At 39.3% G+C, this 15,707-nt stretch carries 9 protein-coding genes; all 9 read left to right on the top strand.

What is annotated here, in order from left to right:
• Positions 1-613: DUF6786 family protein (locus AC4MRQ_RS19730; RefSeq protein WP_491199433.1), on the top strand; the 613-nt coding region annotated here is incomplete at its 5' end.
• A 559-nt stretch (positions 614-1,172) separates the two neighbouring features.
• Positions 1,173-2,144 (top strand): hypothetical protein, encoded by a 972-nt coding sequence (locus tag AC4MRQ_RS19725; RefSeq protein ID WP_491199432.1) that lies wholly within the window; start codon positions 1,173-1,175, stop codon positions 2,142-2,144.
• 10 nt (positions 2,145-2,154) lie between these two features.
• Positions 2,155-4,446 carry a beta-N-acetylhexosaminidase gene (locus tag AC4MRQ_RS19720; protein ID WP_491199431.1) on the top strand — a complete coding sequence of 764 codons (2,292 nt, stop codon included), beginning with the start codon at positions 2,155-2,157 and terminating at the stop codon, positions 4,444-4,446.
• Positions 4,447-4,449: 3 nt separating this feature from the next.
• Positions 4,450-6,495 carry an alpha-amylase family protein gene (locus AC4MRQ_RS19715; protein WP_491199430.1) on the top strand — a complete coding sequence of 682 codons (2,046 nt, stop codon included), beginning with the start codon at positions 4,450-4,452 and terminating at the stop codon, positions 6,493-6,495.
• A 52-nt stretch (positions 6,496-6,547) separates the two neighbouring features.
• Entirely contained in the window at positions 6,548-8,062 is a 1,515-nt protein-coding gene (locus AC4MRQ_RS19710; RefSeq protein WP_491199429.1) for an alpha-L-fucosidase, read from the top strand.
• Positions 8,063-8,258: 196 nt separating this feature from the next.
• A complete protein-coding gene (locus tag AC4MRQ_RS19705) occupies positions 8,259-9,380 on the top strand; it encodes a glycoside hydrolase family protein (protein WP_491199428.1) in 1,122 nt (373 codons plus the stop codon).
• A gap of 30 nt (positions 9,381-9,410) precedes the next feature.
• Positions 9,411-10,502, top strand: a complete 1,092-nt coding sequence (locus AC4MRQ_RS19700) for a glycoside hydrolase family protein (protein ID WP_491199427.1) — start codon at positions 9,411-9,413, stop codon at positions 10,500-10,502.
• 66 nt (positions 10,503-10,568) lie between these two features.
• Positions 10,569-12,749, top strand: coding sequence for an alpha-L-fucosidase (locus tag AC4MRQ_RS19695; RefSeq protein WP_491199426.1), 2,181 nt, complete (start codon positions 10,569-10,571; stop codon positions 12,747-12,749).
• 341 nt (positions 12,750-13,090) lie between these two features.
• Positions 13,091-14,962, top strand: a complete 1,872-nt coding sequence (locus AC4MRQ_RS19690; protein ID WP_491199425.1) for a beta-N-acetylhexosaminidase — start codon at positions 13,091-13,093, stop codon at positions 14,960-14,962.
• The last annotated feature ends 745 nt before the right edge of the window (positions 14,963-15,707 follow it).

Genomic DNA, 15,707 nt, shown 5'->3' with positions numbered 1-15,707 from the left:
TAGCGTGACGAACATAGGTGATCAGGCATGGGAAAAAGAAACAGGGTTATTATCAATTTGGATGTTGGGAATGTTGACTCCATCACCAGATGTAACAGTGGTTATTCCTGTCAAAGAAGGTTCAGAAAGTGAGCTGGGGCCACAGGTTAATGATGATTATTTTGGAAAAGTTAGTCAGGATCGCTTAAAAACCGTTGGTAATCATGTGTTCTTTAAAGCAGATGGGAAAAGTCGTGGAAAAATAGGAATTCCTCCATTACGTACGAATCGATTTATGGGGAGTTACGATAAGAAAAATGGCACCTTAACCATTTTAGAATGTAATCTGCCGGAAGGAGAGACCGCCTATGTCAATTCAGCCTGGGAGTTACAGGAAAATCCCTATGGTGGCGATGCATTTAATTCATACAATGACGGACCTCTTGAAGATGGTTCACAAATGGGACCCTTTTACGAGTTAGAGAGTTCTTCACCCGCTTTGGCATTACAACCTGATCAGTCATACACCCACAGTCAACGAACGTATCATTTTATGGCTGAAAAGAAAGAATTTAATAAAATCGCTTTGCAGGTTCTTGGAGTAAGTATTGAGGAGATTGAAACAGCTTTATAAATATTTACCTAGTGTGAATGACAATTGAATAATATTGCCGAAGAAGGATTAATTTTAAGACAGAATATTTCAATAGCTTCTTAGATACTATGTATTAATACAAATTAAGGTTTACTTTTCTTGTAATTATAAGCTTTTAAAGGAAGTGTTTTTACACGATCCTGTGTAGGGTAACCAAATGGTTACCCTACGTTTTTAGCACCTCCTGTTTGCTTAGTGGATTCATAATTTAAGTTTTATACCTGGGATAACAATAAACCTCAGATTTCTTACAATGATGATAGTTTGTTTTACATGTGTGACAGTAGCTAACTTCTTTAAACTGTAACATTGTGAACGAAAGTGCAGGGTTTGTTTTTTTTATGTAATTTGCTAAAACCTTTTAGCAAATTTGATCAAGAATAAAATTAAAATGTGGGTTTGAGGTATAGTACAAACAATGCACTTAAATAAAATTGTGATCAAAGAATAACAAAAAGTGAGTTCTGAGAAGGTTTTTTGAAGAATTCAGAATTGGTGAATGATTAGGAATTATTCTAACGAAATAAATTAATAAATTATGAAGAAGATCATAGGTGCAATATTGCTTGTCTTTATTCTGAATGTCCAGGCAGGATGTAATCCAAAATCTGATGAATTGCTTGAAAAAGCTGAAATACCTTACCTATTTGGGGAGAGTAAACGAATGTTTAATGCCAGAGCTAAAGGGTATGAAGGAGATAAATGGTTTACAAATGACCATTGCTTTGTCGAAGGTAAAGATGGTGTGCTCCATTATTTTGGGATTAATAATCCTTATCCACCAAAAGGAAAAGAACTGTATAGATACCATCCATATTTAGGCCATTTAACCTCAACCGATCCTGAAAACAAGTGGGAACGTCAGCCTATGGCGATTGATCGGTCCGAAACAACAGAGTATGTTGGAGCACCATATGTTATCTGGCATGAAGAATCGCAGCGATATGTAATGGTTGTTGAAGTATGGCCCAAAGAAAGGGAACTGGAGGTTTTCTGGTCAGATGATTTGTATAATTGGGAACCCTCGGGTGTATATCTTACAGGTGATGTCTGGAAATCAACGCGTGATCCGCACATTATGAAAGGGACCGACGGTAAGTACTGGATTCATGTAGTGTCGCATGGTGTGGAAGGTAAAAAACGATCGCAGATAATCCGTTGGAAAACAACTGATTTTGTACATTTTGAACCAGCTCAGGAAGTATTGGGTATAAGTGATAACAATTTTGCCACACTTATGGAATCTCCATTTTTAGTGGAGCGAAATGGTTTGTGGTATATGTTTTTCACCTATGCTCACCGCAGGTATGCCGAAACACTTGTGGTTGTATCTGATAATCCCGACCATTTCGACTATAAGAAAAATACATTAACAACCATGTTTGGTCACGCCATGGAAATATTCACATATAAAGGTAAAACCTATGCAACATCTTGTGGACCGGAAGATCAGCATTATTTGAATCATCAATCTACCTCAGTGGCCGAATTAAGGTGGTTAAAACAATAACAATACATCCATGTCGAAATCTATAATCATATTGTCGATTTTCTTGATAGCTTCATTGGGTTGTAAGAAACAAGAAAGCTATCGTTATAGTATTATTCCGAAACCATTTGAGCTTAACGCCGGTGAAGGGCAACTAAGCCTGTCTCGCGTGATTCATTTTAAGTCAGAATCAAGTACCTTATCCGTTAACGAATACATAGTTAATGCTTTTAAGGAGGAGTTTGACATTGAGCTAAGTCCTTCATCGGATGATTCACAACTGATGAGGCTAAGTTTAAATAAGAATGTACCCACAGAAGGGTATGAACTGATAATTAATCAGGATAAAATTGAAATTAGCGCATCAGAACAGGCTGGTGTTATTTATGCCTTTGAAACACTAAAGCAATTAATAGCCACCAATAATAAAGGGATACAAAAACAATATACAATTCCGTGTGCCACCATTACAGATGCACCGGGTTTTGGCTGGCGGGGATTCATGCTCGATCATTCGCGACATTTCCAGTCAGTTGAAGAAGTAAAAAAAGCCATCGATTTAATGGTAAGTCTGAAGCTGAATCGCTTCCATATGCACTTGTCAGATGATCAGGGTTTTCGTTTGGAAATTGAATCATATCCTAAGCTGAATAGCATTGGGGCATGGCGTGTGGATTATAATACAACAAGTGAGAAGGTTAATGCCTATTGGGGGCGCCCTGAACAGCAGGAAGGCGAAATAGCAACCTATGGTGGCTATTATACCAAAGATCAGATACGTGAACTGATTGCATATGCCAAAGAGCGAAACATTGAGATTTTGCCCGAAATAGATGTTCCGGGTCATGCGCGGGCTATTATTGCGTCATATCCTGAAATTTCCTGCTCCGGTGAGAAAACGTATGTTGCCACAGGGTGGAGTAAGCTAAATAATACTTTGTGCCCAAGTAATGAAAAAACTTATGAAGTAATGGAGGCTATTTTTTCAGAAGTAGCCCAATTGTTCCCGATGGAGTATATCCATGTAGGAGGTGATGAGTGCTATCGTCATTATTGGGATAAGCACAAAGCTTGTCGTGATCTGATGCATCAGAAAGGAATGGACTCTAATGCAGAGTTGCAGAGTTATTTCATCAACCGGATGGAGAAAATAATCAATGGTTTAGGGAAGAAAATGATTGGCTGGAATGAAATACTGGATGGGGGATTGGCCCCTAATGCCACTGTTATGTCCTGGATCGGTGAAAATGGTGGTATTAAATCTGCTAAAATGGGTCACGAGGTGATTATGAGTCCCAACAGCTATCACTATCTTGATTTAAAACAAGGTCAGTCTGAGTTTGAAACGAACCTGGGTTATGGTAAATTACTATTGTCCAAGGTATATAGCTACAAAGTAATACCGGAAGCATTAAGCGAACACGAAGAAAAATTCATAATCGGTACGCAGGCCAACCTTTGGACTGAGAGTTTAGATACCTGGGATAAAATTACATATATGGCATTACCGCGTTTGTATGCCGTAGCCGAAAATGCATGGACTCCATACGAAAATAAAAACTGGGAGAACTTTACCAGACGTTTAAGAATCCATCTTGATTTACTTGAAGGGAAAGGAATCAGCTATGCCAAAAGTGCATTCAATCCTTGGATACATCACAAGGGTAACAGCAAAAACATTAAAGTGTGGTTTAGTTCAGAATTACCCAATGCAGAGATCAGGTACACGCTGGATGGATCCTTACCACAAGCAACAAGTCACTTGTTTAATAAAGAACTGATCCTGGATAAAACAACAACAATTCATGTAGCTGTTTTTGATAAAGATCGCTTAATGGGCAATGTTATTAATAAAACCTTTCAGATACACAAAGCTGCCGGAGCCAAAGTAACCGTTAATGATGTTCCGGACGAGAACAGCAAGTTAACAGACTTAAGTTATGGCGGCTTTCTGGAAGAAGGCGATAAGAACTGGCAAGTGTTTGATGGAGATGCTTTTGTTGAAATAAACTGGCCGGATAAAAAAGAAATTAATTCAGTTACCATCAGGTCCATGCGTCATACATTGAAAAGGTGGTATGCAGCGAGTCAGATACAGATATTTACAAAAGAAAATGGCAAGTACGTAAAACAGGGGGATTCTGGATCTTTGGCAGAAAATACCACCCAGGGCCGAAATATCTTTACCAATACTGTAAGTTGCAATATTAAAAATACGAATCAGATATTTGTCAAAATCAGGTCGTGCCGTATCATTCCTCCCGGTCATGTGAATGAGGGCAAGCAGTCTAAACTTTTAGTTGATGAAATCATAATCTTATAAGCTATGCAAAGAAAAATCTTAATTATTGCTTTGTGTTTAACCACCGTGCTTACAATGGCGCAGGAGACAAAGCGAAAAGAGGGAACCCGCCAGGTGCATCTCGATTTTCATACCAGTGAATATTTTCCGGAGGTAGGAAACAATTGGGATAAAAAGCAGTGGCAGGCCAACCTGAAAAAAGGACATGTTAATTCCATTAATATTTTTGCCAAATGTCATCATGGATATTGTTATTATGATACGAAAGTGGGAACCCGTCATCCCAAGTTAGATTTTGACCTGCTGAAAGCACAGATCAAAGCCAGTCATGAAATAGGCGTAAGCACGCAAGCCTATATAACCGTGGGTTGGAATGTGCTGGATGCACGTGAGCATCCTGAATGGGTATCAACAGGTAAAAACGGTGAAGATAAATTTGCAAAAACCGTAGCGAGTAAAAAGCCAGGCGAACCCTTCCCATGGGGATGGCCGACCCTTTCACCTGAAGGTCCATACCTGGAGCATCTGAAAAAACATACCGAAGAACTGGCTAAAAACTATGATCTGGATGGATTCTGGTACGATATCGTTCCGGTAGGAAACATTAATTACAACGAATGGAGCAAAAAGGATATGGAAGCCAATGGAATTGACTGGCAAGATAGAGATCAGGCCTGGGAGCACCATTGTAAGAAAATGCATAAATTTTTTAGAGAGATTAACGCCATAATCCGAAAGTACAAGCCGGATGCAACCATTTATTACAATTGGACCACACCAATGAATAACCAGAAGGTACTCAATGAAGAGTATCACCAGTATAACACCAAACAGGATCTGGAAGATTTGCCGACAACATGGGCCGGATACGATGTTTTTCCGGTAAGAGCAAAGTATTATGCCAATACCGGCAAGCCCATTGTGGCCATGAGTGGTAAGTTTCATGCTGCATGGGGCGAATTTGGTGGCTTTAAACACAAAGATGCCATTTGGTATGAAGCGGCTAATATGATGGCTTTTGGTGCTCATTGTAATTTTGGCGATCAATTGCATCCAACCGGGCAGCTGGAAGAAGCAACCTATGAAAATATTGGACACGCTTATGCCTATATCGAGCAGATCGAAGACTATTGCATTAATGCCAACCATAAGGCTAAAACGGGTCTGTGGATTAACTTTACAGGCAGAGACAATGCCATAACCAAACTTTTGCTCGAAAATCAGATTAACTTCGTTGTAGCCAATAATCTAAAAGACTGGAGTGACCTGGAAGTGTTGGTTTTACATAGCGGATTGCGCTTAAAAGAGGCTGATCTGGATCGTATCAATCAGTTTACAGAAGCCGGAGGTAAATTAATGGTCATCGGTAAAGCAGGAGTGAAGAGCGGACAACCACTTTTTAATTTTGGAGTTAAAGCGATTAAAAAAGCCAAGTATCGAATTGATTACACCTATGTGTCAGATGAGTTAACCGATAATCTTGTACAATCACCTTTCCTGAACCGTTACCCGGCATTGATTGCTGAACCAGAGGAAGAAGCTGAAATCCTGGCAAAAATATACGAGCCCTACTTTGACCGAACCGTTGAGCACTGGACATCGCATGATAATACGCCCTATCAGACTGAGCCTGCCAAACATCCGGCCGTAATCCGTAAAGGTAACATCATATGGCTGGCCCACGATCTGGATTTAATCTATGATAAAGAAGGATCACAGGTGCATAAGCAACTGTTCAATAATGCATTCAGGCAACTACTGCCCCAGAGTATTGCTGATGTAGAAATGCCGAGCTGTGGCAGAATGAACCTGATGGAACAAAAGGATAAAAACAGATACATTGTTCATTTAACCTATGGTACTCCGCATAAGCGCGGTAAAGCTCAGGTTATTGAGGATTTGGTACCGCTCCATAACGTTCCGGTATCATTAAATGTAAACGCTTCAATAAAAAAAGCCTGGCTGGTCCCCGGAAATCAAAAGCTGAAAATACAGAAAAGTGATGACGGTTCAGTTAAGGTTGTAGTGCCTGAGTTCAAGTGCCATACGGCTGTTGTATTTGAATATTAACAGGTATAAAATTAAAAGAAGAAAGATTTGATAAACCAATAAAAATAAAGACATGAAACGAAACATATTATTTACCGCCATAATAGTGCTGTGCAGTACTTTATACGCGCAGGAAGTTAAACGGGATTGGGATACTGGTAAAGCTAAAGAAGATGCCAATAAAATGTGGGAAGCAATTGATGCTCGCCCCGTAGCTGATTGGTTTGGAGAGTCCAAATTTGGAATTTTTATTCATTGGGGACCGTATTCCGTTCCGGCGTGGTCACCATCAGGAACCTATACTGAATGGTATCAGCGATGGTGGTATACCCACAGTATTTTTGGTAATAATAACCCACATAAGGATGCCATTCCTGATTTCCAGAAAAAAACCTATGGCGAAGAGTCGAGCTATTATGATTTTGGCAAGATGTTTAAGGCCGAATTGTACGATCCGGCAGAATGGGCAGATTTATTTAAAAGATCAGGAGCTAAGTATGTTATTCTAACTTCCAAGCATCATGATGGTTTTACATTATGGCCAAATAAACAAGCGCAAAATGCACGTTTCTTCCCCTGGAATGCGGCAGAAACAGGTGCTAAAAGAGATCTAATTGGACCTTATATGGATGCCATGCGTGAAGCGGGGTTGAAAGCTGGATTATACTATAGCTTATATGAGTGGTACCATCCATGGTATCAGGCTGGAAGTGATGACTTTATTACCAAACATTACCATCCTCAATTTAAGGATATGGTCAATAAATATTCACCAGATTTGATTTATGCGGATGGAGAATGGAATAATGAAGATAGTTATTGGCGAAGCGGAGAATTGTTAACTTGGCTTTTTAACGAATCCGAATCTGGAGATGAGGTTGTCATTAACGATCGTTGGTTCAAAGGAAGCCGTCACAAACATGGTGGTTATTTTACTACAGAATATGATGCCCATTTCGATGATTTTAAAAAGCCATTTGAAGAAATACGTGGTATGGGATTATCATTTGGCTACAATCGTGATGAAAACATCGAAGATTACAATACAGCTCAAACACTTATCTTGATGTTGTGTGATATCGTTAGCCAGGGTGGTAACCTTTGTTTAAATGTCGGACCATCGGCCGATGGCAAAATTCCCGTGATTATGCAGGAGCGACTTTTACAGATAGGAGAGTGGTTAGACTTAAATGGAGAGGCTATTTATGAGTCAACACCTTGGAAAACGCCCTGCCAGTGGTCAAAGGGTAATCGTGAATTTGATTTTAGAGCTGGTAAAGCTTATGCTGATGGCGACTATATTCTTAAGCAAACTGTTAATCCAATTAAGGGAAAAGCAGTGAAGCAAATGTTCTTTACCAAAAAAGGCAATGATCTGTATGTGATTTTACCTGACTGGAAAAAAGAGTCATTTAAAATAAAGGATGTAAAGATTGGATCGAATTCAAAAATCAGTCTGTTGGGTGTAAATGAAAAAGTACAGATTGCACAAAAAGGTAACGACCTTAATGTAACACTACCGCAATACGATCCTTCATGGAAAATTAATGACAACGCTTATGTATTAAAGATCACCAATTGTCGATAGGTCATTGATTGATCTTGATTAAATGCGGAATATGGATTAGGAATTCACTAAAGCATGTTGAAAAAGCTGGTAGCACTTGGGTAATACATCCCCATTTTACAATGGTGATAGTTTGTTTTACAAAGGTGACATTACCAGCTTTTTTTTGAATGTATTATTGTAATGGAATTAGAGTATTATAAATAATCAAACTACTATGGAACGACGCAAATTTCTCGAGTATTCATTAAAAGGAAGTGGAGCATTACTTTTATCGGGGGCTGTATCATCGTGCCTTCAAAGTAAAACAGAAGAAAAAGCCTTTATTGATCGCATAATGCCGGCTCCTCTGGATGGTGGCTTTCGTGATGATAATTACTGGATTTGGGGTTCTTCAGTCATAAAGGGAGAAGATGGGAAATACCATATGTTTGCGTCGCGATGGAGCAAGGAAGTTGGTTTTGGTTGTTGGGTTACTAATTCAGAAATTGTGAGAGCCGTTTCAGATACTCCTGCAGGACCCTATAAATTTGAAGAAGTTGTAACACCGGTGAGGGGGCGAGAATATTTTGATGGACTTTGTACGCACAATCCACGTATAGTGAAGTATAGGGATAAATACCTGCTTTACTTTATGGGAACTTCTTATGATTTCCCTATTCCAGACAAGGACAATCCAAATCCTACCAGTGAGAATTGGGGGAAAGCCTGGATGAATAAACGCATCGGTATGGCCGTTAGTGACTCTGTTTATGGCCCTTGGAAACGAGTAGATAATCCGGTTATTGAACCTCGATCTGGTCATTGGGATGCTTCGATTACCTCTAATCCGGCACCGGCAGTTGATCCCAAAACAGGTAAGATCCTGCTCATGTATAAATCATCAACAGATGGTTTGGTACCACCGCTGTTATTGGGCGTTAGCATGGCTGATAATCCATATGGACCCTATAATCGTTTGAGTGAAGAACCTGTATTTCGTTTCGAAACAGCAGAAAATAATCTAATCGACGTGGAAGATCCATTTATCTGGTGGTCTGGCGATAAATACGAAGCCATTATTAAAGATCGTTCTGGATTGATATGTGGTGAAGAAGGCGGCGGTATTCACGTATGGTCAAAAGATGGTGTAAAGTGGAACTTATTTGACAAGGTGAAGGCCTATAGTCGTCATATACAATGGGAAGATGGTAGCCTTACACACCAGAACCATTTTGAACGGCCATTTTTATTGATTGAGGATGGTCAGCCAACACACTTATTTGCGGCAGTAGGAGAAGGTCCTAAGGCTTGGGATTTTGAAAATACCTGGAACATGGTTATCCCATTGAAGAAATAACCAATACCAACCTGATATTAACTAAGATTTATGAAAAATCCATTTGTCAATTATATAAAAGTACCTGTGATAGCACTTATCGTGTGCTGTTTATTTAGCACATGCAGGCAGACACAAAAAACAGTACCGGATAATATTGATTTAAAAGAGCTTATTGAACCAGTAGGCGCTGATAATATTTTTAAAACTGAGGGTTATTATAATTGGGGAGGATCAATTATTAAGGGGCAGGATGGTTTGTACCATTTATTCTACTCACGTTGGAAAGCTGAGTACAAGTTTACAGGATGGTTGTTGTTTTCTGAGGTAGCCCATGCCACTTCGAAAACACCATCTGGACCATGGGAATATGTGAATACAGTTTTACGAGGTCGTGGTAAAGGTCATTGGGATGCCATCACTGCTCACAATCCTAAAATCAAGTACTTTAATGGAAAATATTACCTCTATTATATCTCTTCTAACTTGGGTGAAAGGGAAGATTATACAACAGAGGAGCTAATAGAAACTTCTGTAACTGGTTATAGTCATGCCAACTGGAAAATATTACGCCCTAATCAGCGAACAGGAGTTGCAGTAGCAAACTCACTAAATGGCCCATGGGAGAGGTTTGATCAACCTTTGATTGAGCCATCCGGACCGATTACTACATTAACGGTTAATCCGGCAGTTGATAAGGGTGCTGACGATCGTTACTATTTAATCGTTAAAGGAGATAAACCTGGAACAACTAAGTTTATACGTAATCAGGCAATAGCTATTTCAGATAATGCGGATGGTCCATTTGTAATGCAGCCAAAACCAGTTATTGATTATATGGATACCGAAGATATGTCTATCTGGTTTGATCAGTCACGGCAGCGATTTTATGGAATATTCCACTCAACAGAAGGTTTTATAGGCTTGGTAACATCCACTGATGGAATTAATTGGGATAAGGCATACGGATATGAAGGAATACCAAAAATAATTCCATTGGATAACGGAAAAGTGTTGAAAGCTGACCGTCTGGAGCGACCATTTGTCTATCAGGAAGATGGAACGCTTCAAGTACTTGGAGTTGCAGCTAAGAAAGATGATACTTCATACATCGTTTTTGTACCCATGAAGGAGAAACTATAGTTATTGTTGAAAGTCAGTTAACGAAGAAAGAAATCAGAGAGATACTTAAAATAAACGAATTATCAGATGAGAATTAAACTATCACTATTGCTGTTGAGTACAGCATTTATGCTTACTGCTCAGCGAACAGTTAAGATTGAACCAACAGATACCAAGGAGCAGATCATCGAAAAAGCTGTAACGGTACTTCCAACTGACAATCAGTATGCCTACAAACAGCAGGAATTTATATGTTTTATTCATTTTGGAATTAACACATTTACCCGCATGGAATGGGGGAATGGTAAGGAAGATCCAAAAACTTTTGATTTGAAAAGCTTGGATACTGACCAATGGTGTCGTGCCGCCAAAGCAGCAGGAATGAAGATGATGGTTTTTACCGCCAAACACCATGACGGATTCTGTCTTTGGAATACCCGATATACAAAGCACAGCATTTCTTCTTCTCCCTTTAAAAATGGTCAGGGAGATGTATTGGCTGATTTGTCAAAATCATGTCAAAAGTATGGATTGAAATTAGGTGTTTACTTGTCACCTGCCGATTTATACCAGATCGAAAACAAAGAAGGCTTATATGGAAATCTGAGCAAATACAGTGAAAGAGTAATTCCACGTCCGGTTGAAGGACGACCATTTGAGAATAAGACGACATTTACTGCTAATGTAGACGACTACAATGAGTATTTTATGAATCAGCTGTTTGAGCTACTGACGGAATATGGTCCAATTCATGAAGTATGGTTTGATGGTGCACACCCCAAGCGAAAAGGAGGACAGAAGTACAATTACCTGGCCTGGAAAGAACTGATCCATACTTTAGCTCCTGAAGCTGTTATTTTTGGTAAGGAAGATGTAAGATGGTGTGGTAACGAATCAGGAGCTACACGTGAGAGTGAGTGGGATGTTATTCCGTTTGAACAGGAACCGAATATTATGAATCGTTTTCCTGATCTGCATGGAGATTTAGGTAGCCGTGAAAAGCTTTATTCAGCCAAATACCTACACTATCTGCCAGCCGAAACCAATACATCAATTCGTGAAGGATGGTTTTACCGCGATGATGAAAAACAAAAAGTAAGAAGTGCCGATGATGTGTTTGATATGTTCGAGCGTTCAGTGGGTGGTAACTCAACCTTTATGCTTAATATTCCTCCAAACCGGGAAGGACGATTCCCTGATGAGGACGTATCGGTTCTGGAAGAAGTTGGAAAGCGCATCTCCAAAACGTATGACCATGACCTGTTGGAAAAGGCTAAAGGAGATAAAAAATTACTGGATGGTAATGATCAGACATATACAGAAGGAAATGAATTTATTATTGATCTGAAATCACCGGTTAAAGTAAATCGTGTTGTACTGCAGGAGCCAATTCATTTAAAAGGTCAACGCGTTGAAAAGCATGCTATAGATGTTTGGGTTGATAATAACTGGAAAGAAGTGGCGCAAGCAACCGTAATAGGCTATAAACGAATTTTGCGTTTCCCTGAAATAATGACTAATAAACTCAGAATCCGTATAGAAGAATCGCGTAGTACACCTTTCCTTTGTAATGTTACGGCGCATTATTACGAAACACGTCCGCCACAATTGAGTATTTCGCGTAATCTGGAAGGCATGGTAAGCATCGAACCAAAGAAAAAAGAGTTCGGTTGGAAATCACATGGTATTGATTATAGTCAGAACCTGATGAATGGGATTGAGATACGTTATACTACAGATGGAAGTGAACCAACTTCGTCATCCACACTCTATCAACAGCCGTTTAAATTGGCGTATGGAGAGTTGAAAGCAACTGCATTTGTAAAAGATAAGAAAGGTAGCACAGCCGTTAAAGAAATGGGTATCCTTAAAAAGGATTGGGACATAACAGGCGAAAGTGAATTTAAAAAGTACAAAGCCGATTTAGCGGCCGATGCCGATGTTAATACCTATTGGAAATCAACCGAAGAAAAACCATATCTGATTGTTAATTTTAATAAGTTAGAAATAATTAAAGGAATGGTTTATACACCTCATAATCGTGATAAAAAAGGGCTTATTGAAACTGGAAGACTTTTAATTAGCAAAAACGGTAAGAAATGGAAGGAGCTAAGTGAGTTTAAGTTTGGTAATCTGATTAACGATCCAACACCACGTACTTTATACTTCGACAAGCCGGTTAAAACCCAATATGTTAAAATTGAGTTGATACAAGGTGCTGCAGACAGTAAAGTAGCTGCCATTGCCGAAATAGATTTTTTAAAATAAAAAAAGCGTTGTGGATGATTTTAACTAATGCAGGAAAATCCTGCGGCCTCATCTGGTGAGTCATAAAACAAGCTTGAAATGACGATGAAAAATTGTTTTCTGTTTGAGTCCTTTCGAGGAAGGAGAAAGGATGAGTTTAAACAATTTCAGTCATCAAGCGTAGTTTTTTGAACGAAGCAGGTGCAGCCTTGACTTTTTTTGCTTCTGTTTTTTGTGTTATGACAAAAAATGAAGTCGGGTTTGGGCGAAGCGCCAAATTATAAACAAAGGGTTAGAACAGTATAGTAAATAAAATTATCCGTTAGAGTTCAATCTGGTAAATGAATATAAATTTTAGACATATGAGAAAAACACTAATTGCTTTAATATTAACGAGCTCATTGCTGGTAAGTGCATGCACGCATCAGGCAAAGAAAAATGAGTATAACCTGGTGCCTTATCCACAAGAGATTCAGAAAATAGATGGCCAGTTCGAATTATCATCTTTTGTGAAGGTGAAATTTGTTGGCGATGATGACAGCCGGTTTGTTGCCCAATCTTTTTGTGACTTGATTGCCAAATCAACAGGTATTGAGCTTCAACCTGAAAAGACAACATCGTTGGAAGCAGAAAAAGGTGCTGTAAAGTTTGCCATTAATCCGGCTCAAAAAGGTAAAGAAGGTAGTTTTGCTTTATCTGTAACAAAGAAAAGTGTATTAGTTGCTTCAGCGAATCCGGTTGGATTGTTTTATGGATTTCAAACCATTCGGCAATTGTTGCCACCACAAGTTGAACAGGCCAATTTGGTCAATGATGTTGAATGGCTGATACCGTGTGTTGAAATTCAGGATGAGCCACAATTAAAATATCGCGGTTTAATGTTGGATGTTGGTCGCCATTTCTTCCCTGTTGAATTTATCAAGAAGTACATCGACTTATTGGCATTGCACAAGATGAATGTATTCCATTGGCATTTGACCGAAGATCAGGGCTGGCGCATTGAGATCAAAAAATATCCGAAATTGGCCGAAGTGGCCGCTTATCGCGATGAAACTCTGATTGGTCATGGCGGTCGTCGCCCGTTTAAATACGACGGAAAGCGATATGGCGATTATTATACGCAGGATGAAGCACGTGAGATTGTTGAATATGCAGCCAAACGTTTTATTACGGTTATCCCTGAAATTGAATTGCCAGGACACTCACAGGCTGCTTTAACTGCTTACCCTGAGTTAGGCTGTACCGGAGGACCATATGAGGTGGCCAAGCGATGGGGAGTTTTCCCGGAGGTTTATTGTGCCGGCGAAGAAAAAACATTTGAATTCCTGGAGAATGTATTGCTCGAAGTGATGGATATTTTCCCATCAGAATACATCCATATTGGAGGAGATGAATGTCCTAAGGAACGTTGGAAAAAATGTAAGAAGTGCCAAAAGCGAATGAAGGCCGAAGGCTGTCACGACGAACACGAATTGCAGAGTTATTTCATTCAGCGCATTGAGAAATTTCTGAATAAGCATGATCGTCAGATAATTGGTTGGGATGAAATTCTTGAAGGAGGATTGGCACCTAATGCAACAGTGATGTCATGGAGAGGCGAAAAAGGGGGGATTGCTGCTGCTAAGCAAGGGCATGATGTAATCATGACACCTACGTCACATTTTTATCTTGATTATTATCAAAACAATAAAAAAGAAGAACCTTTAGCCATTGGAGGTTTCCTTACCTTAAGTAAGGTATATAGTTATAATCCAATGCCAAAAGAGTTAACAGAAGAGGAGCAAAAACACATTATTGGTGTTCAGGGCAATGTGTGGACAGAGTACATGCCCAATAGTCAGCATGTTGAATACATGGTTTATCCAAGAGCATGTGCCATTGCCGAAGTGGGCTGGTTAAAGCCTGAGAAAAAGGACTATAACAATTTTATGGAAAGACTGGGAGGGCATTTACAGCGCCTGGATATTTTAGGAGTCAATTACTTTAATAAGCTGGTAAAACCTACCACAAAATCGAAGATTGTAAAAATAGATGAAAGTGGAGTAGTGGAGTTGACGAATAACACTCCCGGAAGTAAGGTTTATTATACAACCAATGGAAACCAGCCAACTGATACAGCTTCGGTATATAATCAAGGTATTAAGGTGACTGATGCCTGCACCGTTAAGGCAATTGCAGTATTGCCATCAGGTGAGAAAAGTGATGTACTGGAAGTAGTAGTGAAAAAGAATTAGTTAGTTTGAATTAATAGTTCCGTAAGGCGCCATCCATTGTTGGGTGGTGCCTTTTTTTATACGACGGTATACGAACTGAAATGACGATTCACAAACCGTTTTGGCAGGAACGGACTCCCTTGACCAAGCAAAACGGAATCGAAATCATAGCAAAGGGTTTCTGAAATGACGATTCACAAATCACTTTGATAGGAACGGGTTCCTTCGACCATGCAAAATGGAATCGAAATCATAGCAAAGATCTTCTGAAATGACAATTTACAAATCGTTTTGTTAGGAACAGGCTTCTTCGATCATACAAAACGAAATCGAAATCAGAGCAAAGGTCTTCTGAAACGACGATTCACAAATCATTTTGGTAGGAACAGGCTCCTTTGACCATACAAAACGGAATCGAGATCAGAGCAAGAGGCTTCTGAAATGACGATTCACAAACCGTTTTGGTAGGAACGGGTTCCTTCGACCATGCAAAATGGAATCGAAATTAGAGCAAAGAGCTTCTGAAATGACGATTAATAAATTATTTTGATTGGAACGGGTTCCTTCGACCATGCAAAGTGAAATCGAAATCAGAGCAAACAACTTCTGAAGTAGTGATTCACAAATCACAAATGCTATTGCGAGTTAAAACCATAAAGAGCCAAAAAGTTTTTGTTTTTGATTTTGTGTAGTGTGTAAAAGTTGCTAGATTCGGTGGTATAGTTAAGGTTTATTGAATTGTCAGTAAAATTAATTTAATTGAGGT

The organism is Carboxylicivirga sp. (genome assembly GCF_982718395.1).
Note: the sequence above shows the minus strand (reverse complement) of the source record. Positions and strands in the feature narration are given on the sequence as shown.

Coding starts and splice junctions, on each gene's coding strand:
- AC4MRQ_RS19700 (WP_491199427.1), top strand. CDS start 9,411: ATGAAAAATCCATTTGTCAATTATATAAAAGTACCTGTGATAGCACTT.
- AC4MRQ_RS19710 (WP_491199429.1), top strand. CDS start 6,548: ATGAAACGAAACATATTATTTACCGCCATAATAGTGCTGTGCAGTACT.
- AC4MRQ_RS19725 (WP_491199432.1), top strand. CDS start 1,173: ATGAAGAAGATCATAGGTGCAATATTGCTTGTCTTTATTCTGAATGTC.
- AC4MRQ_RS19720 (WP_491199431.1), top strand. CDS start 2,155: ATGTCGAAATCTATAATCATATTGTCGATTTTCTTGATAGCTTCATTG.
- AC4MRQ_RS19715 (WP_491199430.1), top strand. CDS start 4,450: ATGCAAAGAAAAATCTTAATTATTGCTTTGTGTTTAACCACCGTGCTT.
- AC4MRQ_RS19695 (WP_491199426.1), top strand. CDS start 10,569: ATGAGAATTAAACTATCACTATTGCTGTTGAGTACAGCATTTATGCTT.
- AC4MRQ_RS19690 (WP_491199425.1), top strand. CDS start 13,091: ATGAGAAAAACACTAATTGCTTTAATATTAACGAGCTCATTGCTGGTA.
- AC4MRQ_RS19705 (WP_491199428.1), top strand. CDS start 8,259: ATGGAACGACGCAAATTTCTCGAGTATTCATTAAAAGGAAGTGGAGCA.